Consider the following 22802-nt stretch of genomic DNA (forward strand, 5'->3'; position numbering starts at 1 on the left):
CGCCCTAGCGACGCGCTTAATGGAAAGGCTGCCGCCGTGGACCCCGCGCCGGACCTCAACATCATCGACCGCATGCTGGCGGCGTTCGTCACCTACATCGACAGCGGCTTTGGCGCGCTGGGGCCCGATGTGGGTTTCCTGACCACAACCCTGATCGCCATCGATGTGACCATGGCGGGCCTGTGGTGGGCGCTCGAGGGCGATGATAATGTACTGGGCCGCCTGATCAAGAAGGTGCTCTATGTCGGCGCCTTCGCCTTCATCCTGAACAACTTCAAGACGCTCAGCGAGATCATCTTCCGATCGTTCGCCGGCCTTGGCCTGACCGCCGGCGGGGGCGGCGTCACGGCGGAGGACCTGCTGCGGCCAGGACGACTGGCCAGCGTCGGGTTCACGGCCGCTCATCCGTTGATCCGCAAAGCCAGCGAGCTGACCGGCTGGCCCGAGATCGTCGTCAACGCCCTGACCGTGGCGCTGCTCGCCCTCGCCTGGGTCTTCGTCGTCCTGGCCTTCTTCATCATGGCCATCCAGCTCTTCGTCACCGTGCTGGAATTCAAGCTGACGAGCCTGGCCGGCTTTGTGCTCGTGCCGTTCGCCTTCTGGAACAAGACCAGCTTTCTGGCCGAACGCGTGCTCGGCAACGTCATCTCCAGCGGCGTGAAGGTCATGGTGCTGGCGGTGATCGTCGGCATCGGCGAGGGGTTCTTCGACGCGTTTGTCGCCACCCTGGGTCCCGACCCCGATCTTGGCGACGCCATGACCTTGGTGCTGGCCGCCCTGACGTTGGCGGGCCTGTCGATCTTCGGACCGGGTATCGCTTCAGGCCTGGTCTCTGGGGCGCCGCAGCTGGGCGCCGGCGCGGCGGTCGGGACAGCGGCGGGCGCGGCCATGCTGGTCGGCGGCGGCGCGATGCTCGGCGCCCGCGCCCTTGGCGCAGCGGGCGCTGGCGGTCTTGCGGCGGTGCGCGCCGGCGCGTCGATGGCCTCGGGCGCCAGCGCCGCCTACAACCTTCGCCAGGCGACTTCCGGCGCCACAGGCGCGGCAGGCGTGGCGTCCGGTCTGAGCGGCGTTGCGCGCGCCGCCGCCGGCGCCGTCGCCCAGCCCTTCCGCAACATGGCCAGTCGCGCTGAAACGTCCTTGGCTTCGAGCGCCCAACAGGGCCGCACGGCGGCTTGGCGGGCCACCGGCGGGACGAGCCCGGTCTCGGCCGGAGCGCCAGACAACACGGCCGCTGCAGCGGGGTCGGCAGGTCCAGCGTCGCAGGGCGCGCCCGCCTGGGCCGAGCGTCTTCGCGCCGACCAGGCCGCCCATGTGCGCCGCCATGCCGTGCTCCAGACCATCAAGGACGGCGACCGGCCCGGCGGGTCGGCCAATCCCGACCTCAGCAGCAAGGAGGATTGATCCATGGTCTTCAAGCGAACACCGCAGCGCTATGGCCTGACGCCCGACGCGGAAACGCCCTACCAGCGGGCCGGTCAGGCGTGGGACGAGCGGATCGGCTCGGCGCGGGCCCAGGCCCATAGCTGGCGGCTGTCGTCCTTCGCCGCCCAGGCCTTGGCGCTGGTGCTGGCCGGCGGGCTGATCTGGCTTGCGGGTCAAAGCCGGGTCGAGCCCTACGTCGTCGAGATTGATCGCCTGGGGGAGCCGCGCGCCATCGGACCGGTCGAGCAGAACTATCAGCCGGACGACACCGTGGTGGCCGCGCAGCTGCGGCGGTTCATCACCGATGTGCGGTCTCTTTCCACCGACCCGATCATCGTCCGCGAGCGCTGGCTGGACGCCTATGACCTGTCGTCGGCGCGCGGCGATACTTTTTTGGATGCGCACGCGCGGGCCAACGATCCCCTCACGGCGATCGGCGCCCGCAGCGTCTTGGTGCAGGTCACCAGCGTCGTTCGCGCCTCGCCGACGTCCTTCCAGGTCAAATGGGAGGAACGCACTTATGAGCGGGGCAGCCTCGCCAAGACCGAGCGCTGGACCGCGATCCTGACCCTCATCCGCCAGAAGCCCAAGACCAAGGCCGAGCTCAACCGCAATCCCCTGGGCCTTTTCGTCGACGCCGTCGACTGGGCCCAGGAGGCCGACACCCGGCCCGTCGCGCCGCCTTCCGCTCTTCCGCCGCCGGCCGCAGGCGTCGCAACGCCTGCCGCGCCACTGCAAGGAGATCTTCAGCCATGACTGTTCGTGTTCCTATCCTGCTTACGTGCGCCACCGCCCTCGCGGCCTGCGCGTCGGGCAAGACGCCGCCTCCAGTGATCACCTACGACGCGGCTGACTTCACGCCGGCGCAGATCGCCGTTGAGCCGCCGAAGGCGGTGGAAATCGTCGAGATCCCCAAGCCGCTGCTGTTGCCGGGGCAGTTGCTGCCCCCGCCGACGACGCGCCCCGAGATTGGGCCGCCGCGCGCCCGCGTGGACGCGGCCAATCGCGCGGCGACCCGGGAGCCGAGCGCCGCCGGCTATCTCAATGCTGTGCAGGTTTATCCTTGGACCGAGGGGGCGCTCTATCGGCTGTACGCCGCCCCGGAACGCGTGAGCGACATCGCCCTGGAACCTGGCGAGCAACTGATCGCGGTGTCGGCCGGCGACACGGTGCGCTGGGTCGTCGGCGACACCACCAGCGGCGCGGGCGAGGCCAAGCGGGCGCACATCCTGATCAAGCCGTTCGCTGCGGGCCTCACCACCAACATGCTGATCACGACGGACCGACGCGCTTATCACCTGACGCTGGAAAGCACTGAGGCGACCGCTATGGCCGCGATCTCATGGGTCTATCCGCAAGATCGTCTTGTGGCCCTGCGCAAGCAGAACGCGCTGGCCGCAGCCGCCGAACCCCTGGCCGCCGGGATCGCCGTTGAGGCCCTGAATTTCCGCTACGCGATCTTGGGCGACGCACCGCCCTGGCGTCCGGTTCGCGCCTGGGATGACGGGGCGAAGGTCTATATCGAATTTCCCGAACGCCTCGATCAGGGCGAGGCCCCGCCGCTGTTCGTGGTCGGCCCCTTGGGCGACCACCAGCTGGTCAACTATCGCGTTCGCGGCAACCGCTACATCGTCGATCGCCTGTTCGCCGCCGCCGAGCTTCGCATGGGCGAGGCGCCCCAGCAGGTCGTGCGGATCAGCCGCACCGACGCGAAGGCGCGGGAGGCCACGCGATGAGCGGCGAAGCCGAGCAGCCTCCGAGCGCGGGGCAGGAACCAGCGTCGGACAAAACGCCGGCCGAGGCGCTGACCCTGCGCGCGCGTCCGCCACGGGCCGTGAGGTTCAGGCGTGGGTTGCTGATTGGTGCGGCGGGCGTAGGAGCTGCGGGCCTATCCGCCTTGGTCTGGTTCGCCCTCAGCCCGAAGATCTTGCACATCGCCAAGCCGTCGGCCGAGCCGGTGGCCGATCGCGGCGCCCCCGCTGAGGCGGTCTCGCGCCTGCCAAGTGATTATGGTCAGGCGGGCGCGGTCCCCAAGCTTGGCCCGCCGTTGCCCGGGGATCTGGGGCGCGCTGTCATCGACCAGCAGCGTCGGGACGGTCTGGCGGTCGGCGCCGAAGCTTCGGAAACGCCGCCGCGTCTGACGCCTGAACAACAGGCGGCTTTGGCTGAGCGTCAGCGGCTGCAGGGCCAAGCCAGCCAAGCCCGCGAAGCGGGGGTTATGGTCCAGATGGCGGCGCGTACGCCCGCTCTTTCGACGGTCGGCGACCAGAGCATCATGACGCCGATCATGTCGTCGCCGTCCGTGGCGGCGACCGCGTCACCCGATCCCAATGGACAGGAGCGCAAGGCCGCCTTCCTGGAACGATCTCGCGGCGGCGATGTCTACAACGCCCATCAGCTGGAGACGCCGCGCTCCCCCTACCAGGTGATGGCCGGAAGCGTGATCGCCGCCAGCCTGATCACGGGGCTCAATTCCGAATTACCCGGTCTCGTCACGGCCCAGGTGACCGAGAACGTTTTCGATAGCGTGTCAGGCCGGTTTCTCCTGATCCCGCAGGGCGCGCGCCTGATCGGTCGCTATGGCAGCGTGGTCGCCTATGGTCAGAGCCGGGCGCTGCTGGTCTGGCAGCGGATCATCCTGCCGGATGGGTCGTCCATCCAGCTCGACAACCTGCCGGCCACCGATGCGGCGGGCTACGCCGGTGTCGCCGACAAGGTCGATTTTCACGCCTTTCGTCTGCTGAAGGGTGTCGCGCTCTCGACCATCCTTGGCGTCGGGACCGAACTTAGCCTTGGCGATGACGAGAGCGATATCGTGCGGGCCATCCGTCAATCGACCCAGCAGAGCGCCTCCCAGGCGGGCCAGCAGATCGTCAGCAAGGAGCTCGACGTGCAACCCACGATCCGCATTCGGCCCGGTTGGCCGCTGCGGGTGGTCGTCCACAAAGACCTGATCCTTCGTCCCTGGCGAGCGTCTTAAGGAGCAACGTCATGCCTGATCTCAAACTTGGCAAACTGCCCAACCGAACCCGGGCCAAGCTCACCTTGGATCTGTGGCCCGATCTCGACGATCAGCTGCGCCTCTACGCGACCTTGCATGCGGCTCGCTACGGCGAGGAGGTCTCGGCGGCGGAGATCGCGCCCTACATTCTCGCAAAGTTCCTCGAAGCCGATCGCGAATTTCAAAAGGCGCTGCTGGCCGGCAAGACCAAGGCGGGCGTCTGATGTCGATCATCGGTCATTTTCGCCCGAGCCGCTCGGGTGGCTGGGAAGGGCAGGTCCGGACGCTCTGCCTGAACGTCTCGCTGAGGTTCGCGCCGAACGACGACCGGAGCCATCCCAATGCGCCGACCTTCCGCGTGATGGTTGGACATTCGCACATCGGAGACGCGTGGGAGCGGGGCCGGCACACCGATCCGCCACGCCCGATGTTCCGGGTCCTCCTGGATGATCCGCTTCTTCCAGCGGTCCTCGACGCGGCGCTCTTTCCAGATGAAGCCGGTGAGAAGGCGATCCTCGTATGGCAGCGGCAAACGCCGCGGCGACGTGGCGAGCAGAGCGCTGCGTCAGATCGCGAGCGGGCGGCCAGCGACCAGGAGCCGGTTGCTGATCGGTCGAGCCCGTTCAGTGGAGACGCCGCCTTCGCCCATTCCTGAAGAGGCGCAGATCGGGCGGCGCACGAGAACTCACCAGAGCGCCACCTGCTTGCGCCATCGCGCTTCTGTTCCCGAGGTGAAGACTATGACGCATGAACCGCGTTCAGCCATGCACGACCTTGACGCCGAAGGCCGGCGGTCTTCGAGAACGCCGCCTGTCGACAAGCTCGCCTACAGCGTCCGCGAGGCCGCCCAAGCCGTCGCCATCAGCCGAAGCCGGCTCTACGAACTGATCGGCGCCGGGGAGATCAAGATCCTCAAGGATGGCGCAAGGACGTTGATCAGGAAGACGGAGCTGGAAGCCTATCTTCACCGGCTTGAGCTGGCGGATCAGCCGCCTTTGCGAGCCCGGTCGCGATCGCCCAATCGTCCATGAGCCGTCTGCGCTTCTCGAGCAGATCACCGCGCCGGTAGGCGGCCTCAACCTTGTTGTCGATCGTATGGGCGAGCGCCATCTCAACGATCTCGCTGCGATGCTCGGTGGTTTCGGCGGCCCAGTCGCGGAAGGTGCTGCGAAAGCCGTGGGCGGTGAGATCGCCGCGCTTCATCCGCTTGAGCACCGCCAGCATCGCCATGTTGCTCAGCTTCTTGCCAAACAGCCTGCCCCAGAAGATCGGACCAACTGGATCGATCTCATCGGGGACGGGTCGGCCTTTGGATTCAAGAACCCTGCGCACGACAGTCGCGTACTCGGCCTGCCGCGCTTTGAGGATCTCGAGCATGGGGGCGGTCAGTGGCACGCGATGCTCTTTGCGGCCCTTCATCCGGTCGGCAGGGACGATCCAGACGTTGCCGACCAGATCGATCTCGCTCCACTCGGCGCCGATGACCTCACCGGTACGCGCGGCGGTCAGGATCGTGAACTCCAGCGCTCGAGCCGCTGCGCCGGGTTGCGCCCTCAGCTTGGTCATAAACGCGCCGAGTTCCGCGTAGGGGAGGGCGGCGTGATGTTCGACCTTGTGGACCCGCGACTTGGCCGGAAGCAGCTTTTCCAGGTGTCCTTTCCAGCGGGCTGGGTTTTCTCCCGTCCGCAGTCCCCTGGCGCTGGCCCAATCGAGAACCGCCTCAACGCGGCCTCGCACGCGGCTGGCGGTTTCCGGCTTGGAGGACCAGATCGGCTCGAGCACGGCGAGCACCAGGCCGGTGTCGATTTCGCAGACGCCGCGATCTCCAAAGATCGGATCAGCATAGGTCGTCAAAGTGCTCTGCCATTGCAGGGCATGCTTGTCGTTGCGCCAGCCGGCCTTGTTGGCGCGGATGTAGGCGGAGGCTGCCTGTTTGAAGGTGAAGTCCGCGGCGGCTTCCAGCGTCGAGCGCGCGCGAGCCGCTCGGCGGTGATCGATCGGATCGATGCCGTCGTACTTCAGGCGCCGCGCCTCGCGGGCCATTTCCCGCGCTTCGGAAAGGCTGATCGTATGGGTTGGACCAAGGCCCATCTCCCGGGCGCGGCCATCGAGCATGTAGCGGTAGACCCACGATTTGGCGCCGCCAGCCTGGACGTAGAGGTTCAGGCCGCCGCCGTCAGCGTACATGCCAGGCCGCGTGGCTCGTTTCACCTGCAGCGCCGTGAGGCGGTCCCGAAGCTGGGCCATTTCGTCCCACAAATCGTTCCACAACCAAGACGTGGAACGTGATGGATCCCGCTGGACGTGTCGAAACACGATTTCGCGATTTCCCCTTATGCGACGGGGATTTACGGGACGTCTTCGGACGTGGTCGGATTGATTAGGATGGGGGGCTGGCGGAGAGGGTGGGATTCGAACCCACGTTACGCTTTCACGTAAACCGCATTTCGAGTGCGGCGCATTCGACCACTCTGCCACCTCTCCAGGCGCCGTCCGGGAGGCCGATAATCGCCGCCCGAGGTCGAGGGCGCGATACCTAGCGGCGTCGTCGCCGGGACGCAAGCCCCCCGAACCGCTTTCTTTTCACGAGCTTTCCTGGACTGCCGTGCGCCCGAGAAATCATCCGGGTTCAGGGGAAACCCGTCGTCTAAGGAGACGCGCGCTGATCAGGCCGCGTTGATCACAAGCCCGCTCAGAGCGCGCCGAGGTCGACAGGTGGGAAGCGCGGGCCGGACTCGGGCGGCGAGGGCGGTCGCCCAGAGCGGATGGCGACCCGCAGCGCCGCGGAGGCGACCGTTGGGTCGGGCAGGAATGCGTCGGCGGCGGTGCGAAGGGCGATGAAGTCCAGTCGATCGATCTTGTCGTTGAGCTGGATGTTCGACGCCTTTTGCTCGGCCACCGTCGCTTCGGTCGGCTCTAGGGCGCAGACGCCCGGAAGCACGCGGGTCTGCGGCGGCAAGGCGAGGATCTTCTGGACATCGTCCCAGGTTCTGCCGGCGTCCGCGCCGGGGATGTCGCACCGACCCGCGCCCTCGGCCGGCGCCAGCAGCAGATCGCCGGTGAAGATGACATCCGCCATCTTGTAAGCGACCGCGCCGGGCAGGCGGCCGGTCAAAGCGATCGGGGTGATCTCGAGGCCGCCCATGGGAAAGGTGTCGCCGTCCTGGGCCAGCTTGTCGAAGTCCCAACCGTCGAGGTCGACCATGGTCTCGCCGAATTTGGGGGCCAGACGCTTGAGGCTGTCGACCACGGCGGCGCCGATACAGACTGAGGCTCCGGTCTCGTATTTGAGATGACCGGCGGCCGACAGGTGGCCGGCGTGCAGTCCGGTTTCCAGAATCCAGGTCGGACCCAGGTCTTTGGCGCGGATGTCGGCGATCATCTTGTCGACGAAACCCGTATCGACGGCCTCCGTCACCGGATCAAAGTCCAGGACGGGGTCGACGATGGCGCAGAGAAACGTGGCCGGGTCGACAATCAGGTAGCTCACCGTCCCGGTGGCGGGATGATGATAAGGAGTTATTTCCGGCTGCATCAGTAAGCCTCAGACGCCCGAGGCAGGCACCATGAGGCTCAAGCCGTTAAACATGAGCGAACGGCGCCGCTGGAAAGAGCGGTTTTCTGGCGGCTAGCGAAGCGGCGTCGTCTCGGCGCAGGGATGGGCCCCGTCACGCAGGCGCTCAACCCAAAGCGGCTCGATATAGCGGCCGCCGTCACGGAAACCCGGCGCGCAGCCTTCGGGCGTGTCCGCGTGTCCGCTGGAGCGGCCGGACATCACCGACAGCGCGATGGACTGGCGCTCGCCGCCACGCATCCGCCCAAAGCCAGGCCCGTAGCCGCCATAGACGGGGTCACCATAGAGCGGACCGCCGTACCAGCCGCCGTGCTTGCCAAAATCGGTCTTCGAGACCGCGACACCGACCGTGGTGCTTTCGCCGACAGGGATTAGCGCCGACGCATAGGCGCTGCGATAGCCGCCTGTCCCGACCGAAACGCCCATGGAGCCGTGTATCTTGCGTCGACCATCGGCGTCGCGGTCGGCGGGCAGAAGACCGCGTGGCGCGTCGGCCGCCTCAGGGGTGGGATTGGCGGCGATGAAGGCCGCGATCTGCTCCTGGGTGGTCAGGGGACGAGGCGGCGTCGCGGTCGGCGCTACGCTTGACGCCGTCGCCGAAAGAACCTGAGCCGAGGGCCGCGCCTGGGCGGTGGCGATGACTTCGTCGTCAAGCGCCGCGAACGCGGGCGTCGCGAGCGCGCCTGCGGCGAGGGCCAGGACGGTGACTATAGGCCGCATGGGGACGCTCCACGGTGACAGAACCTGACCCTGGGGCGCCAAGCCAGCACAATTAGGGCGCTTTTGTTGCGCGGACGCAAGCTTGGCTCTTTTCCGCTCAAAGCTGCGCCAGTGCGCGCTCCAAGGTCGCCATGTCGGGAGGAAGCGGCGTTTCAAATCTCAGGGTCTCGCCGGTGATCGGATGGACAAAACCCAGCAGCGCGGCGTGCAGCGCCTGGCGGCGCAGGCCGGACGCTTCCATAGACTCCCGAACCGTCGCCGCCGGCTGCCCGGCGCCATAGACGGGATCGCCCAGGCAAGGCGCGCCCTTGCTGGCCAGATGCACCCGGATCTGGTGCGTGCGGCCGGTCTCAAGCCGGCACGCCACGCGGGCGGCCAGAGGCCGTCCCTGAGAACCGAACTGTGTCTCGACCCGGTAGTGCGTGATCGCCTCGCGGCCGCCGGATCGCAACACCGCCATTCTCTTTCGATCGCCGGGCGAGCGGCCGATCTGGGTCTGGATCGTGCCCGTCGGCGGTGACGGCGCGCCTCGGGTGAGGGCCACATAGAGCCGGTCGATGTCGTGGGTGGCGAATAGAGACGAGAGTCCGCGGTGCGCGGCGTCGGTCTTGGCCGCCACCATCACGCCCGAGGTATCCTTGTCCAGCCGGTGAACGATGCCCGGCCGGGCAACGCCGCCGACGCCGGAAAGGCTGTCGCCGCAGTGATGAAGCAGGGCGTTGACCAGCGTACCGCTGTAAGTACCGGGCGCGGGATGAACGGCCATTCCGGCGGCTTTGTCGACCACGATCAGGTGGGCGTCTTCGTAGAGGATCGACAGCGCAATGGCCTCGGGTTCCGGGTCAGCCGGCGCCGGCGGCGGCACATTGAGAATATAGACGCCGGCCTTCGCCTTGCGGGCGGCGTCTCGGATCGGCTCGCCGTGAAAGGTCAGGCGGCCGTCGTTGATCAAGGCCTGAAGGCGGGCTCTGGACAGGCCCGGAAACAGCGGCGCGAGCACGCGGTCCAGGCGCTGTCCGGCAAGGCTGCCCGGGAGTTCGGCGACCAGCGCCTCGCCGATCTCGTCGTCGCGCGCATCCAAGGCGCCGGCGCCCAGGATGTCATCGTCCAGAATGTCGTCCGCGCCGCTCAAGGGGGTTTCATCGCTCCGTCATCAGCCCGTCGCAACGCCGACACGCGCGGCGCCTAGGTGCGTGGCCGAGTTCTGTTTCCGGGGGATAGTCCATGCGCGCCTTTCGCACCACCACGCTGTTGACCGCCAGCGTCCTGAGCCTGCTTGCCGCCGCTCCGGCTCTGGCCGCCGGTCAGGAACGCGCCGAACCCGCCACGGCCAGCAACAACGATCCGGCCCTTCTGGGCGAACTGGTGGTGACGGCGCAAAAGCGCGCGCAGGATCCCGTAGAGGTGCCGATCGCGGTTACGGCCTATTCGGGCAAATTCCTCGAAGCGATCGGGGTGAAGGCGTTCGACGAGCTGTCGGCGTTCACGCCCGGCTTCCTCGTGCAGAACCAGTCGAACAACAATTCCGGCTTCGTGATGCGGGGCATCACGTCCGACTCCGGTTCGGCCACCGACGAGACCCGCGTCTCGATCTATCAGGACGGCGTGCCGATCTCGCGTTCGCGCGGCTCGTATGTCGAGCTCTTCGACATGGAGCGTGTGGAAATCGCCAAGGGGCCGCAGTCGACGCTGTTTGGTCGCGGCGCCCTGATCGGGGCCGTCAACCTAGTCCAGAACAAGGCCAATCCGGGCGGCTTCGACTGGGCGGTGAAGGCCGAGGCGGGGACGCGCGGCTACCGCGTCGGCGAGGCCATGGTCAATTTCGCTTTCGGCGAAAGCTCGGCGCTGCGGATTGCGGCCCGTACGCGTCAAGCCGACGGCTATGTGAAGGACGCCGCGGGCGGCGACGCCTACGACTCGACCGACACCCAGGCCATCCGCGTGGGCTTCCATACCGAAGCCGGCGGCCTGAAGTTCGACCTGATCGGCAACTACCAGGTCGACGACACGACGGGCACATCGTTCAAGAGCAACACCTTCAATCCCAGCAATCCGGTCACCGGCCAGGCGCTCAGCGACACCCAGGTCGGCGGCTTCGCGACGCTCGCCCCGGGTGCGGGCTTTGAAGGCGGCAAGCCGCTGGGCCTGGACCGCAAGGTCTACGGCCTCACCGCGCTGGCCGACTATCGCATCAACGACAGCCTGACCCTGTCGTCGATCACGGCCACGCGCGCCTTCCACTCGAACGAGGTCTTCGATCCGGACGGTTCGTCCCTGCCGATCCTGACCTTCGCCGAGGACGCGCAAGGTCGTCAGCAGAGCCAGGAACTGCGCCTGCGGTACGACGCCGGCGGCCGCTTTTCGGGCTTTGTCGGCGCCAACTATTTCCACGAAACCGGCTCGTGGCGCATCCCGGGCCAGATGGACGAGCGCCTCGTGCTCGCCCTGCTGGCGGGCGCTTCGCCGTTGGGCATCAGCCGTCCGACGCCGCAGCCGCAGGCTGTCCTGACCAACCCGGCCTATCTGACCCAGGTGCTTCAGCTGGGCTTTGGCATCCCGTCCGTGATCGCGCCGGGTATCGCCTCGAACCTGAAGCCGATTCACCGTGAGGAGTTCGCCAACTACGGCGAGAACACCACCTACGACGTGTACGCTGACGGCACGCTGCGCCTGACCGACAAGCTCGAGCTGACGGCCGGTGTTCGCTACACCAGCGAAGATCGTGAGGCGGCCTTCCGCTCAACCGTCCAGAATGGCCGATCGATCCTGGGCGTGCTGCTGGCCGCGCCGACGCCGACCAACCTGTTCTTGGCCGCCCAGCCGAACGCGGTGAACAATCCGGGGCTGCCGCTCCTGGGTCTTCTCAACCAGCCCACCGCCAACAATGGCGATACGTTCCGCAAGTCGATCTCCGACAGCGGCGTGACCTGGCGCCTCGTCGGTCGCTACGCGGCCTCCGAGGATGTCAGCCTCTACGCCTCGTTCGCGCGCGGGCGTCGCCCGGATGTCATCTCGGCCAGCGCCCCCGCCACGCCGCTGGGGCAACCGCGCTTCAGCACGGTCGACGCCGAGGTGGTCGACAGCTACGAAGCCGGCGCCAAGGGCAAGCTGATGGACGGTCGCCTGTACCTGTCGGGGGCGGTGTTCCGCTACGACTACGACAACTTCGCCACCACCTTCCGCCAGGGCGCTCAGGTCGTGACGCTCAACGCCGGCAAGGCCAAGGCCTATGGCTTCGAGGGCGAGGCGCGTCTGCAGGCCGGTGACTACTGGACCCTGTTTGGGACGTACGGCTACAACCACGCCCGTCTAGAAAGCGGCCTGCGCAAGGGCAACCAGTTCCGCCTGTCGCCTGACCATGCCGTCTCGGTGGGCGCGCTGTTCAGCCGCGAGGCGCTGGGCGGCAAGGTGACGTTCTCGCCGACCTACACCTGGCGCTCGAAGATGTTCTTTGATGACAACAATGACCGCGCCGACCTGCAATCGGCGGGCCTGTTTCCCGACACCAAGGTCGATGAATTCCAGGACGCCTATGGCCTGCTGAACGTTCGCCTGGGCTTTGGCGCCGTCGATGATCGCTGGAAGATCGAGGCCTTCGTCGAGAACCTGAACGACGAGCGCTATCTGAAGGACGCGGGCAACACCGGTGACAGCTTCGGTATCCCGACCTTCATCGCCGGTAAGCCGCGCTTCATGGGCGTCGGCGTCACGTTCCGTCACTAAAACGCGCGCGCCCGGCCCGATCTGGCGTATGTCGGGTCGGGCCGTCAGGGGCATCCGGGGAGAACATCATGACCATCGATCGTCGCAGACTGCTTGGCCTGCTGGGCGTCTCGGGCGCCGCCGCCAGCGAAGCCGCCGCTCAACCGATCAACTATTTCAAGGGGCCGGTCGCCTTTGAGCATGGGGTCGCCAGCGGCGATCCGGGTCTGACCTATGTGATCTTCTGGACCCGGGTGACGCCGAAGCAACCGACGACGGGCGACATCGACGTCGACCTCGAGGTCGCCGCCGATCCGGACTTCAAGACCCTGGTCACCACCAGCCGTGGTCTGCGGGCCCGCGCCAGCCGTGACTGGACCGTCAAACACGACCTTGATGGCCAGGGCCTCAAGCCGGGGACCGAGTACTGGTATCGTTTCAAGGCCAATGGCGTCACGTCGCCGGTCGGGCGCACCAAGACCCTCGTGAAGGGCGCGACCAAGGACGCCGTGCTGGCGGTGGTTTCCTGCAGCCTTTATCCGAACGGCTACTTCAACGCCTATGACGCCATCGCCAAGCTGCCGCGCGTCGACGCTGTCGTGCATCTGGGCGACTACATCTACGAGTACGGGGGCGCGCCGCAGGACTACGGCATGAACTCGCCGGTGGCCAAGTCTCGCACACCCGAGCCGCCGCACGAGATCGTCACCCTCGACGACTATCGCCGCCGCCATGCGCAATACAAGACCGATCCAGCGCTGCAAGCCGCCCACGCCCGCGCGCCTTGGATCGTGGTGTGGGACGATCACGAGACCGCCAATGACAGCTGGGTCGGCGGCGCTGAGAACCACAATCCGGACAAGGGCGAGGGTGAGTGGACAGCGCGGAAGGCTGCGGCCCTGAAGGCCTATTACGAGTGGATGCCCATCCGTGAGGCGGCCCTGCCCGAAGCGGCATGGCGGTCGTTCCAGTTCGGCGATGTCGCCTCGCTGCTCATGGTCGAAACGCGGCTCAGCGCGCGGACCGCCGAGCTGAACTATGACCGCGACATGCCGATCGTCGACGGCAAGCCCGATGTCGCCGCCTTCACCGCTAAGTGGAAGGATCCGGCCCGCCGGATGATGGGCGAGGGCCAGGAGCAGTGGCTGGCGGCTCAGATCGGCGCCTCGGTGAAGGCTAACACCGCCTGGCAGGTCCTGGGCAACCAGGTCGTCATGGGCCGCGTCGCCTCTCCCAACCTGAAGGCGACGATGGGCGAAGCGGCCTACGCTCAACTGCTGGACAAGATGCCGGACTACGCTCGCAAGCGCGTGGATCAGTCGGTCGCGATGTCGGCTTTCGACATCCCTTCCAATCTTGATGCCTGGGACGGCTATCCGGCCGACCGGCAGCGAGTCTACGACATCCTTACGGCCACCAAGGCGAGTCCCATCGTCTTGGCCGGTGACAGCCATATGTTCTGGGCTAACGAGCTGTGGAACGACGCAGGCCAGCGTCTGGTGGCGGTCGAGTTCGGCACGACCTCGGTGACCTCGCCAGGCTATGGCGACATCCTGCCGGGCGTTCCGCTGGGCGAGGCGTTCGTGCAGCGGAACAAGGAAGTGAAGTACGCCCACCCCAGCGCCAAGGGTTTCGTTCTCCTGACCCTGGAGCACGGCAAGGCGACCAGCGAGCTGATGGCCGTCTCGACCATCACGGCGCCGACCTATGACGTGGCGCCGCTGAAGCGCTTTGTGGTCACGCCGGGCGCCGACGGCGGCGTCGCGCCGCTGCGAGAAGCCTAGGGCCTATCGGCGCTCCAAGACCAAGCGAAGGCCGAACGCGACAAAGACCCCGCCGGTGATCCGATCCAGCCATCGGACCACCGGCGAGAGTCGCAGCAGGCCGGCGATGGGCACGGTGGCGGCGATCAGCAGCGCGAACCACGCCAGCCCCTCGACGACGTGGATCGCGGTGAGCAGCAGGCCGAACCGCGCGGGGTCGACGCCCACGGGGATGAACTGCGGCAGGAACGAGACGTAGAAGACTCCCACCTTGGGATTGAGCAGGTTCGTCAGCAGTCCGCGACGCAACGCTGCGACAGGGCCCGCGTCCACAGCATCGGTCTCACCGGGTTCGAAGGCCTCGCGCGGCTTCAGGATCATCCGCAAGCCTGTCCAGGCCAGATAGATCGCCCCGACCCATTTCAGCACCGTGTAGGCGGTCTGAGACGCTGTCAGCAAAGCGCCAACTCCGAGTGACGCGGCCGCGCCCCACACCAGGCATCCCAGTCCAATCCCGATGGCCGCCCCTGCCGCGCGCTGGGGGCCCTCCGCTGCGGCCGTTCGGATCACCAGCGCGGTGTCCAGGCCCGGGGTCAGGGTCAGCAGACCCGCCGCCAGGGTGAAGGCGATCAGCGCCTCAGGCGGGGTCATGGGCGGGCGCTTCTCGTTCGACCAGCGCGCCGTCCTCAAGCACGCGGTAGAAGCAAGACCGGAAGCCGACGTGGCATGCGCCGCCATCACCGCGCGGGCGGACCTTCAGCAACACCGCGTCCTGGTCGCAGTCGACCCGCAATTCGACCACGTCCTGCAACTGACCGCTGGTGTCGCCCTTCTTCCAGAGTTCGTTGCGCGACCGGCTGAAATAGTGGGCGATCTTGGTCTCGACCGTCAGTTTCAGCGCCTCGGCGTTCATCCAGGCCAGCATCAGGATCTCGCCAGTGTCGGCGTGCTGAGCCACCGCCACGATGAGACCGTCGGCGTTGAAACGCGGCGCCAGGGTCGCGCCGCGTTCCAGGTCGTGCTTGCTGTGGGCTTGGGGGAACAGGTCGGTGCTCATGGCGCCACATATGGCGCAGGCCTTGCGTCTGCGCTAGGTTCCGCGCCGCTTCTGGGGAACGGAGCGCGACCGCGCGCTTCAGGGAACGCGATGAACTTGAAAGACCGCATCAAGGCTGGCGTGGCGGCGCTGGACGAGCGGGCCAGGCCATGGGCGCGCAGGTCGCGCTGGAACGGCTACGCCTACGAATTTCTGCTTTTTGGCCTCAAGCAGGCCTGGGCCTGTCTGTTCGGCGGGCTGATGCTGGCGCTGCTGGTCGGCACCAAGCTGTTCTGGCCGGAGGTCGCCCCCATCGCCCGGTACGACTTCCTGGTCGTCGCCGCCGTGGCGATCCAGGTCGCTCTGCTGGCCCTCAAGCTGGAGCGCTGGGACGAGGCGCTGGTGATCTTCATGTTCCATGTGGTCGGAACGATCATGGAGCTGTTCAAGACCGCCCATGGGTCGTGGATCTATCCGGAGGAGAGCCTGCTGCGGATCGGCGGCGTGCCGCTGTTCACGGGCTTCATGTACGCCTGCGTCGGTAGCTACATCGCGCGGATCTGGCGGCTCTTCGACATCACCTTCATCCGCTACCCGCCGTTCTGGACCACCCACATCCTGGCGGTGCTGATCTACGCCAACTTCTTCACCCATCACTACATGATCGACATCCGGGTCGGGCTGTTCGCGCTGTCGGTGTTGCTGTTCGGGCGGACCTGGTTCGTGTTCACCCCAGACCAGACTGCGCGCCGCATGCCCATGCTGATGGGGGCGGTCCTGGTCTCACTATTCATCTGGATCGCCGAGAACCTCGGCACTTTCGCCGGCGCCTGGATCTATCCTAGCCAGGCCGACGGTTGGCGTATGGTGCCGTTCGAGAAGATGGGAGCCTGGTACCTGCTGATGCTGATCAGCTTCGTGCTGGTCACGCTCGTGCATCGGCCGGTGGACGCCTGCGTGGCGAAGATCCGCGAAGGAATCTGGCGCGCGGCATAGTCGCCTCGCAGCCAAGAGAAAGCGTGTCATCCCGGCCGTAGCGAAGCGCAGAGCCGGGACCCAGGGGCAGCCGCTCTGGGCTTGGCCCTAGGTCCCGGATCGGCCCTACGGGCCGTCCGGGATGACATGGATTTTGAATCTTATTTTTTCACCAGATCCATGAAGCGCTGTTGCAGGACCTTGTCGGTCTTGAACACGCCGCGGAACTGGGTGGTGATCGTCGAGACGTCGTGGTGATGGACGCCCCGGGTGCTCATGCACTGGTGCTCGGCGTCGATCAGCACGGCGACGCCAGCGGCCGACAGGTGATCCTCGATGGAGTCGGCGATCTGCATGGTCATGGTCTCCTGGGTCTGGAGACGCTTGGCGAAGATCTCGACCAGGCGCGCCAGCTTCGACAGGCCCACGACCTTGCCGGTCGGCATGTAGGCGACCCAGGCCTTGCCCAGGAACGGCGCCATGTGGTGTTCGCAGTGGCTCTGCACGTCGATGCCGCGCAGCATGACCATGTCGTCATAGCCCTGGACGTCCTCGAAGGTGCGCGACAACTCCTTGGCCGGATCGCCGTGATAGCCGGCGAACCACTCGTCAAAGGCTTCGACCACGCGCTTGGGCGTGTCGATCAGGCCTTCGCGTTCCGGATTGTCACCGGCCCAGGCCAGCAGGGTCCGAACGGCGGCCATCGCCTCGTCTTTAGTGGGGCGCTGTGCGGGTTCAAGATCAAGACCGGTGGTGTCGTCCGAGCCGATCAGGGTTCGCTCGCGGGTCAGTGCGTCCATTTTGGAGGGTTTCTTTCCACGGGCTGAGTTGCGCCGAGACGCCGATCGCCTCGGAATGACGCGTGCCACCCGTTTCACATACGGCCGGGCCTGGAACTTAGACGCATCACGCCGTGGCCCTTGCCGTAACAGAAAGCTATATGGGGCCGTTCATGGGGTGGGCAACACCCTTCCGCTACGTCAGAACCCAGAGTCATGACCCTGAAGATCCACGACACCCTGACGCGCGAGAAGCGCGACTTCGTTCCCGCCGATCCCGAGCGGGTGACGATGTATGTCTGCGGTCCGACGGTCTACAACTACGCCCACATCGGCAACTTCCGGCCGGTGGTGGTGTTTGACGTGCTGTATCGCGTGCTGCGCCACCTCTACGGCGAGGACGCGGTGGTCTACGCCCGCAACGTCACGGACGTGGACGACAAGATCAACCAGAAGGCTGTCGACGAGGGCGTTCCGATCAGCGTGATCACCGAGCGCTACCTGGCGGCCTATCATGAGGACGCCGACGCGCTGGGCGCCCTGCGGCCCGACCTCGAGCCCAAGGCCACCGAGCATATCGGCGCCATTCTCGAGATGATCGGCCAACTGGTCGACAACGGCAGCGCCTACGCCGCCGAGGGTCACGTGCTGTTCGACACCCAGAGTTTCGCCGACTACGGCCAGCTCTCGGGCCGTCCGCTGGACGAGATGATCGCCGGCGCCCGCGTCGAGGTCGCGCCCTACAAGCGCCACCCGGCCGATTTCGTGCTGTGGAAGCCGTCCAAGCCGGGCGAGCCCGAGTGGGACAGCCCCTGGGGTGCGGGCCGTCCCGGCTGGCACATCGAATGCTCGGCCATGATCGACAAGGCGCTGGGCAAGACGATCGACATCCACGCCGGCGGCATCGACCTGACCTTCCCGCACCACGAGAACGAGGTCGCCCAGAGCCGCTGCGCCCACAAGACGTCGGTGCTGGCCAACTACTGGATGCACAACGGCTTCCTCGACATGGGCGGGGAGAAGATGTCCAAGAGCCTGGGCAATGTGATCATCCCGCACGAACTGCTGAAGACGGTTCCGGGCGAAGTGATCCGCTGGGCGCTGCTGTCGGCTCACTACCGCCAGCCGCTGGACTGGACGCCCGAGCTCTTGGAGCAGTCCAAGAAGTCGCTGGACCGTCTCTATGGCGCCTTGCGTCGCGCCAAGGACATAGCGCCTGACCAGGCCATGGAAGCGCCTGCCGACGTGATTTCCGCGCTGATGGACGATCTCAACACTCCGCTGGCCACCTCGGCTTTCTTTGAGGTGTCGAGCCTGATCGAGAAGGCCGTGACGGCGGGCGACACCGTCGCCATCGCGGCCAACAAGGCTCGCCTGCTCGAAGCCGGCGCCCTGCTGGGCTTCCTGCAGGCGGATCCCGACGCGTGGTTCGAGGGCGACGCCTCCGACGAGTTGAAGGCCAAGGTTGAAGATCTGTTGGCTAAGCGGGTCGCCGCCCGCGCCGCCAAGGACTGGCCCGCCGCCGACGGCATTCGCGGCGAGTTGGACGCCCTGGGGGTTGTGGTCATGGACGGCCCGACCGGCGCTACCTGGCGGATGAAGGACTGACCATGCAGCGCGCTGTCGAGCATCGGATCGGGGTCCAGGCTCCCGCCGAAATTGTCTGGGAGGTCGTCTCGGACTTTGAAGGCTGGGCCCACTGGAACCCGCTCTATCGCAAGGCCGAGGGGGTGATGAAGGTAGGCTCGGTTCTGGTGCTGGAACAGCACCTGCCTGGGCAGGCGCCCACCGTCATCCAGCCTGTGGTCCAGGACTGGGTGCCTTACGAGCAGTTGCACTGGCGTTCGAGCCGGCTGGGCGGTTTCGTAACGGCGATCCGCTACCTTGAGATCGAGAACATGGGCCCGGCCAACGCGACCTTCTCCAACGGCGAGCTGTTCATGGGCCTGCTACTGCGGTTCGTTAGCCGCGATGAGCGCCGACGGCTGAAGGCGGCGTTCACCGCCATGGGCGAAGCGGTCCGGGATCGCGCCGAGGCCATATGGTCCGAACGGTCCAACAACCCCACCTAGGCGACGATGATCGACGATCTCTACAGCGCCAAAATCCTCGGGCTCGTGGCCAACATGCCGCGCGCCGGACGCTTGGCCGCGCCCGACGCCAGCGCGGAGAAGACCGCCAAGCTGTGCGGCAGTCGGATCACGGTCGATGTGGTGGTCGAGGACGGCAAGGTCGTCGACTACGCCCAGGACGTTTCAGCCTGCGCTCTGGGGCAGGCCGCTGCGGCGATCCTCGGCGCGAACGTGATCGGCGCGGAACTTTCCGACATCGAGTTGGCGCGGGACTCGCTTGCCGCTATGCTGAAGGCGAACGGCTCGCCTCCTGCGGGCCGGTTTGCGGAGCTCGCCGTGCTGGAGCCGGTCAAGGACTATCCCGCTCGTCACGCCTCGACGCTTCTGGCGTTCGAGGCGACGGTCGAGGCTGTCCGGAAGGCCACAGGCAGCGGTGAAACGCGAACTAGCACCGCCGGCGCGGCTTGATCCCTACCCCCTTCGGGGTGTGTAACCGCATCGCAACAATTCGCGCGCCGGCATGACCTTCTACGAACGCACCGTCGACCTGGGTCTTAGAGCCTACAAGTTGACGCTCTCGCCCCTCATCGGGCGGCAGTGCCGCTTCGCGCCGAGTTGTTCGGAGTATGCGGCGGCCGCCCTCAAGGATCATGGCCCGCTCAAGGGTTCCTGGCTGGCGTTGCGACGGATTTGCCGTTGCAATCCGTTGGGTGGTTCGGGTTACGACCCGCCGCCGCCGCGACACCAGCCACGTCAGTGGATATGTGAAGAATGATCGATCTGGTTTTCCCCGACGGTTCGTCGCGTCAGTACCCCGACGGCTCGACGGGACGCGACGTCGCCGCCGCCATCTCCAAGTCGCTGGAAAAGAAGGCGCTACTGATCAAGCTGGACGGTCAGGTCCTGGACCTGGATCGCCCGCTGACGCCCGACCTGCTGACGGGCGAGCGCAAGTTCGAGATCCTGACGCGCGAGGCGCCCGAGGCCCTCGACACCATCCGCCACGACACCGCCCACGTGCTTGCCGAGGCCGTGCAGGAGCTGTTCCCCGGCACCCAGGTCACGATCGGCCCTAACGTCGAGGATGGCTTCTACTACGACTTCGCGCGCGACGAGCCGTTCAGCCTGGACGATCTGGAAAAGATCGAAAAGCGCATGAAGGAGATCGTCGATCGCGACGAAAAGATCACGCGCGAGGTCTGGGACCGCGACGAGGCGATCAAGCACTTCGACGAGATCGGAGAGCAGTACAAGGCGCAGATTATCCGTGACCTGCCGCCGACGGACACGATCACGGTCTATCGTCAGGGGAACTGGAAAGACCTCTGCCGCGGCCCCCACCTGCCCTCGACCAAGCATGTCGGCAAGGCGTTCAAGTTGACCAAGCTGGCCGGCGCCTATTGGCGTGGGGATCAGAACAACGCCCAACTGCAACGCATCTATGGCACGTCTTGGGCGTCGGAAGCCGATCTCGAAGCCTATCTGAAGCGCATCGAGGAGGCCGAAAAGCGCGATCACCGCAAGCTCGGCAAGGCGCTGAACCTCTTCCATATGCAGGAAGAAGGTCGGGGTATGGTCTTCTGGCACCCCAAGGGCTGGAAACTGTGGCAGACGCTGGAAGCGTACATGCGCCGCAACCTCGACCGCGCCGGCTACATTGAAGTCAAGACGCCCCAGGTGCTGGACAAGACCTTCTGGGAAAACTCCGGTCACTGGGACAAGTACCGCGCCAACATGTTCGTCTGTGAGACGGTCGAGGGCGAGGTTCTGTCGCTCAAGCCGATGAACTGCCCCGGACACGTTCAGATCTGGAACGTCGGCCAGCGCTCTTATCGAGAGCTGCCCATGCGCATGGCCGAGTTCGGCGCGTGCCACCGGTACGAGCCGTCGGGCGCGTTGCACGGCCTGATGCGGGTGCGCGCGTTCACCCAAGACGACGCCCACATCTTCTGCCGCGAAGACCAGATCGTCGAGGAGACCGAGCAATTCATCCGTCTGGCGCGCATGATCCACGCCGATCTGGGCATGACGACCAAATACATCGCCCTGGCCACGCGACCGGAGCTGCGCGCCGGTTCGGACGAGTTCTGGGACAAGGCCGAAGGCATGCTGGCCGAGGCCGCGCGTCTGGCCGGCGTTGAACCGGTGATTGCCGAGGGCGACGGGGCGTTCTACGCGCCGAAGCTGGATTTCATCGTCCAGGACGCCATCGGCCGCGAGTGGACCTGCGGTACGCTGCAGCTCGACTACGTTTTGCCGGAACGACTTGGCGCTGAGTACGTTTCGGAGGACGGTTCGAAGAAGCGTCCGGTGATGCTTCACCGCGCGATTCTGGGATCCTTCGAGCGTTTCATCGGTATTCTGCTGGAAAACTTCGCGGGCGCATTGCCCGTTTGGCTGGCGCCGACACAAGTGGTGGTGGCTACAATTACCTCGGACGCCGATGACTATGCCCGCGAGGTCGTCGAAAAATTGACGAAACTGGGTATGCGGGCGGAGCTGGACCTGCGAAACGAGAAGATCAACTACAAGATCCGCGAGCATAGTCTCGCTAAGGTGCCAGTGATCGCGGTGGTGGGACGTAAAGAAGCGGAAACAGGGCAATTGGCTCTTCGTCGCCTCGGCGGCGAAGGCCAGAGCGTGCTGTCGCTTGAAGACGCGCTTCGGGTGCTGAAATCCGACGCTACGCCTCCCGACCTCGCGCGCGCCCAAGCCGCGCAGGAGGCAGCGACCGCCTGATGAACAGCATTCTCCCGTCCGTATCGACCCTTGCCGTTGGCGCGCGTCCGGCTCGTCCGAACGTGTCCGTTGTCATGGTCGTTTATCGGACGGGGGAGGCGCTGGTCGAGAGCATCCGCCACGTGCTGGCAGAACCGCTGGTCGACGAATTCATCATCGTCGACAACGGTTCGTCCTCGCGGGACGAAGACATGCTTCGGTCGCTGGCCCTGACCGAACCGCGCGTCGTGCTGAAGCAGGGACACGGCAATGTCGGTTTCGCACGGGGGGCCAATCTGGGTGCGGTGACCGCTGCAGGCGAATACATCGTCTTCCTGAATCCCGACGCGAATCTGCAGCCTGGCTGCGTGGCGTCGCTGGTTACAGCCTTCAAGGGCCAGCCAGTGCCCACGATCGTGGGCGCGCGGGTGTTGAACACCGACGGCACCGAGCAGCGTGGCGGCCGTCGGGGCGAGGTCACGCCTATCAGCACCGTGCTGAGCTTCGGCCAACTCACCCGCCGTTACCCCAAGCTGGCGGCTTTCGAGATTCATCGTGAGAACGAGCCCCTGCCACCAGGGCCGGCGCCAATGCCGACGATCTCGGGCGCCTGCTTCGCCATGCGCCGCGCCGATTTCGTCGCCCTCAAGGGCTTCGATGAAGGCTACTTCCTCCACGTCGAGGATATTGACCTCTGTTGGCGCGCCCGCCGAGCGGGTGGCCAGGTGCTGTTCCAGCCCAACGCCCAGGTGATCCACCTGGGCCACACCAGCCTGGAGCACCCGGTGAAGGTCGAATTTCACAAGGGCGTGGGCCTGACCCGCTACTTCATCAAGCGCGCCGACAGCCTCCAGCTCTTCGCCGCCGCCGTGCTGCTGGCGCCGGCGATCATGCTGATGAGCGTCTGCCGGCCGCTGCTGTGGAAACTGACGGGTCGGCCGATCTAGGGGCGGCCGTCAGAGGGGGCGCTCCCTACGTTAAATCGCTTCCTCAGCGTTCTTTGGGGGGGGGCAGCGAGGCAGTCCGGCGGCGGCTTGCGG

23 protein-coding genes and 1 tRNA gene are annotated in these 22802 nt (G+C 66.2%); 16 read left to right on the plus strand and 8 right to left on the minus strand.

Annotation, left to right across the window (positions count from 1 at the left end):
• Window positions 1–60: 60 nt before the first annotated feature.
• The 7 genes from trbL (at window position 61) to CSW63_RS24095 (ending at window position 5454) form a co-directional block, all read left to right on the plus strand.
• Window positions 61–1401 carry a P-type conjugative transfer protein TrbL gene (gene trbL / locus CSW63_RS04245; protein ID WP_255357784.1) on the plus strand — a complete coding sequence of 447 codons (1341 nt, stop codon included), beginning with the start codon at window positions 61–63 and terminating at the stop codon, window positions 1399–1401.
• 3 nt (window positions 1402–1404) lie between these two features.
• Window positions 1405–2178: a conjugal transfer protein TrbF gene (gene trbF / locus CSW63_RS04250; RefSeq protein ID WP_062099209.1), complete on the plus strand. Its 774-nt coding sequence runs from the start codon at window positions 1405–1407 to the stop codon at window positions 2176–2178.
• Complete coding sequence (gene trbG / locus CSW63_RS04255) at window positions 2175–3158, plus strand: P-type conjugative transfer protein TrbG (protein WP_099502835.1); 984 nt, start codon at window positions 2175–2177, stop codon at window positions 3156–3158. Before trbF ends, trbG begins: the two co-directional genes overlap by 4 nt.
• Window positions 3155–4402, plus strand: coding sequence for a TrbI/VirB10 family protein (locus CSW63_RS04260; RefSeq protein ID WP_062099213.1), 1248 nt, complete (start codon window positions 3155–3157; stop codon window positions 4400–4402). The genes trbG and CSW63_RS04260 overlap by 4 nt, the downstream gene beginning before the upstream one ends.
• A gap of 11 nt (window positions 4403–4413) precedes the next feature.
• On the plus strand, window positions 4414–4647 hold the full coding sequence (locus tag CSW63_RS04265; protein ID WP_062099215.1) for a DUF2274 domain-containing protein: 234 nt from the start codon (window positions 4414–4416) through the stop codon (window positions 4645–4647).
• Window positions 4647–5078, plus strand: coding sequence for a DUF736 family protein (locus tag CSW63_RS04270; RefSeq protein WP_062099217.1), 432 nt, complete (start codon window positions 4647–4649; stop codon window positions 5076–5078). The genes CSW63_RS04265 and CSW63_RS04270 overlap by 1 nt, the downstream gene beginning before the upstream one ends.
• 109 nt (window positions 5079–5187) lie before the next feature.
• A complete protein-coding gene (locus CSW63_RS24095; RefSeq protein WP_082749499.1) occupies window positions 5188–5454 on the plus strand; it encodes a helix-turn-helix domain-containing protein in 267 nt (88 codons plus the stop codon).
• Here the strand turns inward: CSW63_RS24095 and CSW63_RS04280 are convergent.
• From CSW63_RS04280 to CSW63_RS04300, 5 genes are all read right to left on the minus strand, one after another.
• Entirely contained in the window at window positions 5360–6670 is a 1311-nt protein-coding gene (locus CSW63_RS04280; RefSeq protein WP_062096411.1) for a site-specific integrase, read from the minus strand. The two genes, CSW63_RS24095 and CSW63_RS04280, sit on opposite strands and share 95 nt — an antisense overlap.
• A gap of 147 nt (window positions 6671–6817) precedes the next feature.
• Window positions 6818–6907 (minus strand) — tRNA-Ser (locus CSW63_RS04285).
• A 208-nt stretch (window positions 6908–7115) separates the two neighbouring features.
• Window positions 7116–7961, minus strand: coding sequence for an MBL fold metallo-hydrolase (locus CSW63_RS04290; protein ID WP_168193733.1), 846 nt, complete (start codon window positions 7959–7961; stop codon window positions 7116–7118).
• Window positions 7962–8051: 90 nt separating this feature from the next.
• Window positions 8052–8717 (minus strand): hypothetical protein, encoded by a 666-nt coding sequence (locus CSW63_RS04295; RefSeq protein ID WP_062096406.1) that lies wholly within the window; start codon window positions 8715–8717, stop codon window positions 8052–8054.
• A 97-nt stretch (window positions 8718–8814) separates the two neighbouring features.
• Window positions 8815–9849 carry an RluA family pseudouridine synthase gene (locus CSW63_RS04300; protein WP_062096404.1) on the minus strand — a complete coding sequence of 345 codons (1035 nt, stop codon included), beginning with the start codon at window positions 9847–9849 and terminating at the stop codon, window positions 8815–8817.
• A 92-nt stretch (window positions 9850–9941) separates the two neighbouring features.
• Here CSW63_RS04300 and CSW63_RS04305 point away from each other — a divergent pair, with 92 nt between their 5' ends.
• Both CSW63_RS04305 and CSW63_RS04310 read left to right on the plus strand, forming a co-directional pair.
• Window positions 9942–12440, plus strand: a complete 2499-nt coding sequence (locus CSW63_RS04305) for a TonB-dependent receptor (RefSeq protein ID WP_062096399.1) — start codon at window positions 9942–9944, stop codon at window positions 12438–12440.
• 68 nt (window positions 12441–12508) lie between these two features.
• Window positions 12509–14203: an alkaline phosphatase gene (locus CSW63_RS04310; RefSeq protein WP_062096397.1), complete on the plus strand. Its 1695-nt coding sequence runs from the start codon at window positions 12509–12511 to the stop codon at window positions 14201–14203.
• Between the two features lie 3 nt (window positions 14204–14206).
• Here CSW63_RS04310 and CSW63_RS04315 read toward each other — a convergent pair whose 3' ends face one another.
• Window positions 14207–14833 carry a LysE family translocator gene (locus CSW63_RS04315; protein ID WP_062096395.1) on the minus strand — a complete coding sequence of 209 codons (627 nt, stop codon included), beginning with the start codon at window positions 14831–14833 and terminating at the stop codon, window positions 14207–14209.
• Window positions 14820–15239 (minus strand): phosphoribosyl-AMP cyclohydrolase, encoded by a 420-nt coding sequence (gene hisI / locus CSW63_RS04320; RefSeq protein WP_062096393.1) that lies wholly within the window; start codon window positions 15237–15239, stop codon window positions 14820–14822. Before hisI ends, CSW63_RS04315 begins: the two co-directional genes overlap by 14 nt.
• Before the next feature lie 90 nt (window positions 15240–15329).
• Here hisI and CSW63_RS04325 point away from each other — a divergent pair, with 90 nt between their 5' ends.
• Window positions 15330–16214: a DUF817 domain-containing protein gene (locus CSW63_RS04325; protein WP_082749497.1), complete on the plus strand. Its 885-nt coding sequence runs from the start codon at window positions 15330–15332 to the stop codon at window positions 16212–16214.
• Between the two features lie 140 nt (window positions 16215–16354).
• Here the strand turns inward: CSW63_RS04325 and folE are convergent, their stop codons facing one another.
• Window positions 16355–16993 (minus strand): GTP cyclohydrolase I FolE, encoded by a 639-nt coding sequence (gene folE / locus CSW63_RS04330; RefSeq protein ID WP_062096391.1) that lies wholly within the window; start codon window positions 16991–16993, stop codon window positions 16355–16357.
• Between the two features lie 195 nt (window positions 16994–17188).
• On the opposite strand from folE, the gene cysS reads away from it, so the two are divergent.
• Genes cysS through CSW63_RS04360 form a run of 6 tightly spaced genes read left to right on the plus strand, consistent with a single transcriptional unit; the run spans window position 17189 to window position 22709 of the window.
• Window positions 17189–18580: a cysteine--tRNA ligase gene (cysS, locus tag CSW63_RS04335; RefSeq protein WP_062096389.1), complete on the plus strand. Its 1392-nt coding sequence runs from the start codon at window positions 17189–17191 to the stop codon at window positions 18578–18580.
• A gap of 2 nt (window positions 18581–18582) precedes the next feature.
• The gene (locus CSW63_RS04340) at window positions 18583–19044 is read left to right on the plus strand and encodes an SRPBCC domain-containing protein (protein ID WP_062096387.1); all 462 of its coding nucleotides are present in this window, start codon (window positions 18583–18585) and stop codon (window positions 19042–19044) included.
• Window positions 19045–19050: 6 nt separating this feature from the next.
• A complete protein-coding gene (locus CSW63_RS04345) occupies window positions 19051–19512 on the plus strand; it encodes an iron-sulfur cluster assembly scaffold protein (RefSeq protein WP_062096385.1) in 462 nt (153 codons plus the stop codon).
• A 52-nt stretch (window positions 19513–19564) separates the two neighbouring features.
• Window positions 19565–19819, plus strand: a complete 255-nt coding sequence (gene yidD, locus CSW63_RS04350; protein ID WP_062096383.1) for a membrane protein insertion efficiency factor YidD — start codon at window positions 19565–19567, stop codon at window positions 19817–19819.
• Window positions 19816–21783 carry a threonine--tRNA ligase gene (gene thrS, locus CSW63_RS04355; protein ID WP_062096382.1) on the plus strand — a complete coding sequence of 656 codons (1968 nt, stop codon included), beginning with the start codon at window positions 19816–19818 and terminating at the stop codon, window positions 21781–21783. Before yidD ends, thrS begins: the two co-directional genes overlap by 4 nt.
• Window positions 21783–22709 carry a glycosyltransferase family 2 protein gene (locus CSW63_RS04360; RefSeq protein ID WP_062096381.1) on the plus strand — a complete coding sequence of 309 codons (927 nt, stop codon included), beginning with the start codon at window positions 21783–21785 and terminating at the stop codon, window positions 22707–22709. The genes thrS and CSW63_RS04360 overlap by 1 nt, the downstream gene beginning before the upstream one ends.
• The last annotated feature ends 93 nt before the right edge of the window (window positions 22710–22802 follow it).

The sequence above is a fragment of the Caulobacter sp. FWC26 genome (assembly GCF_002742645.2).
Lineage (GTDB): Bacteria > Pseudomonadota > Alphaproteobacteria > Caulobacterales > Caulobacteraceae > Caulobacter.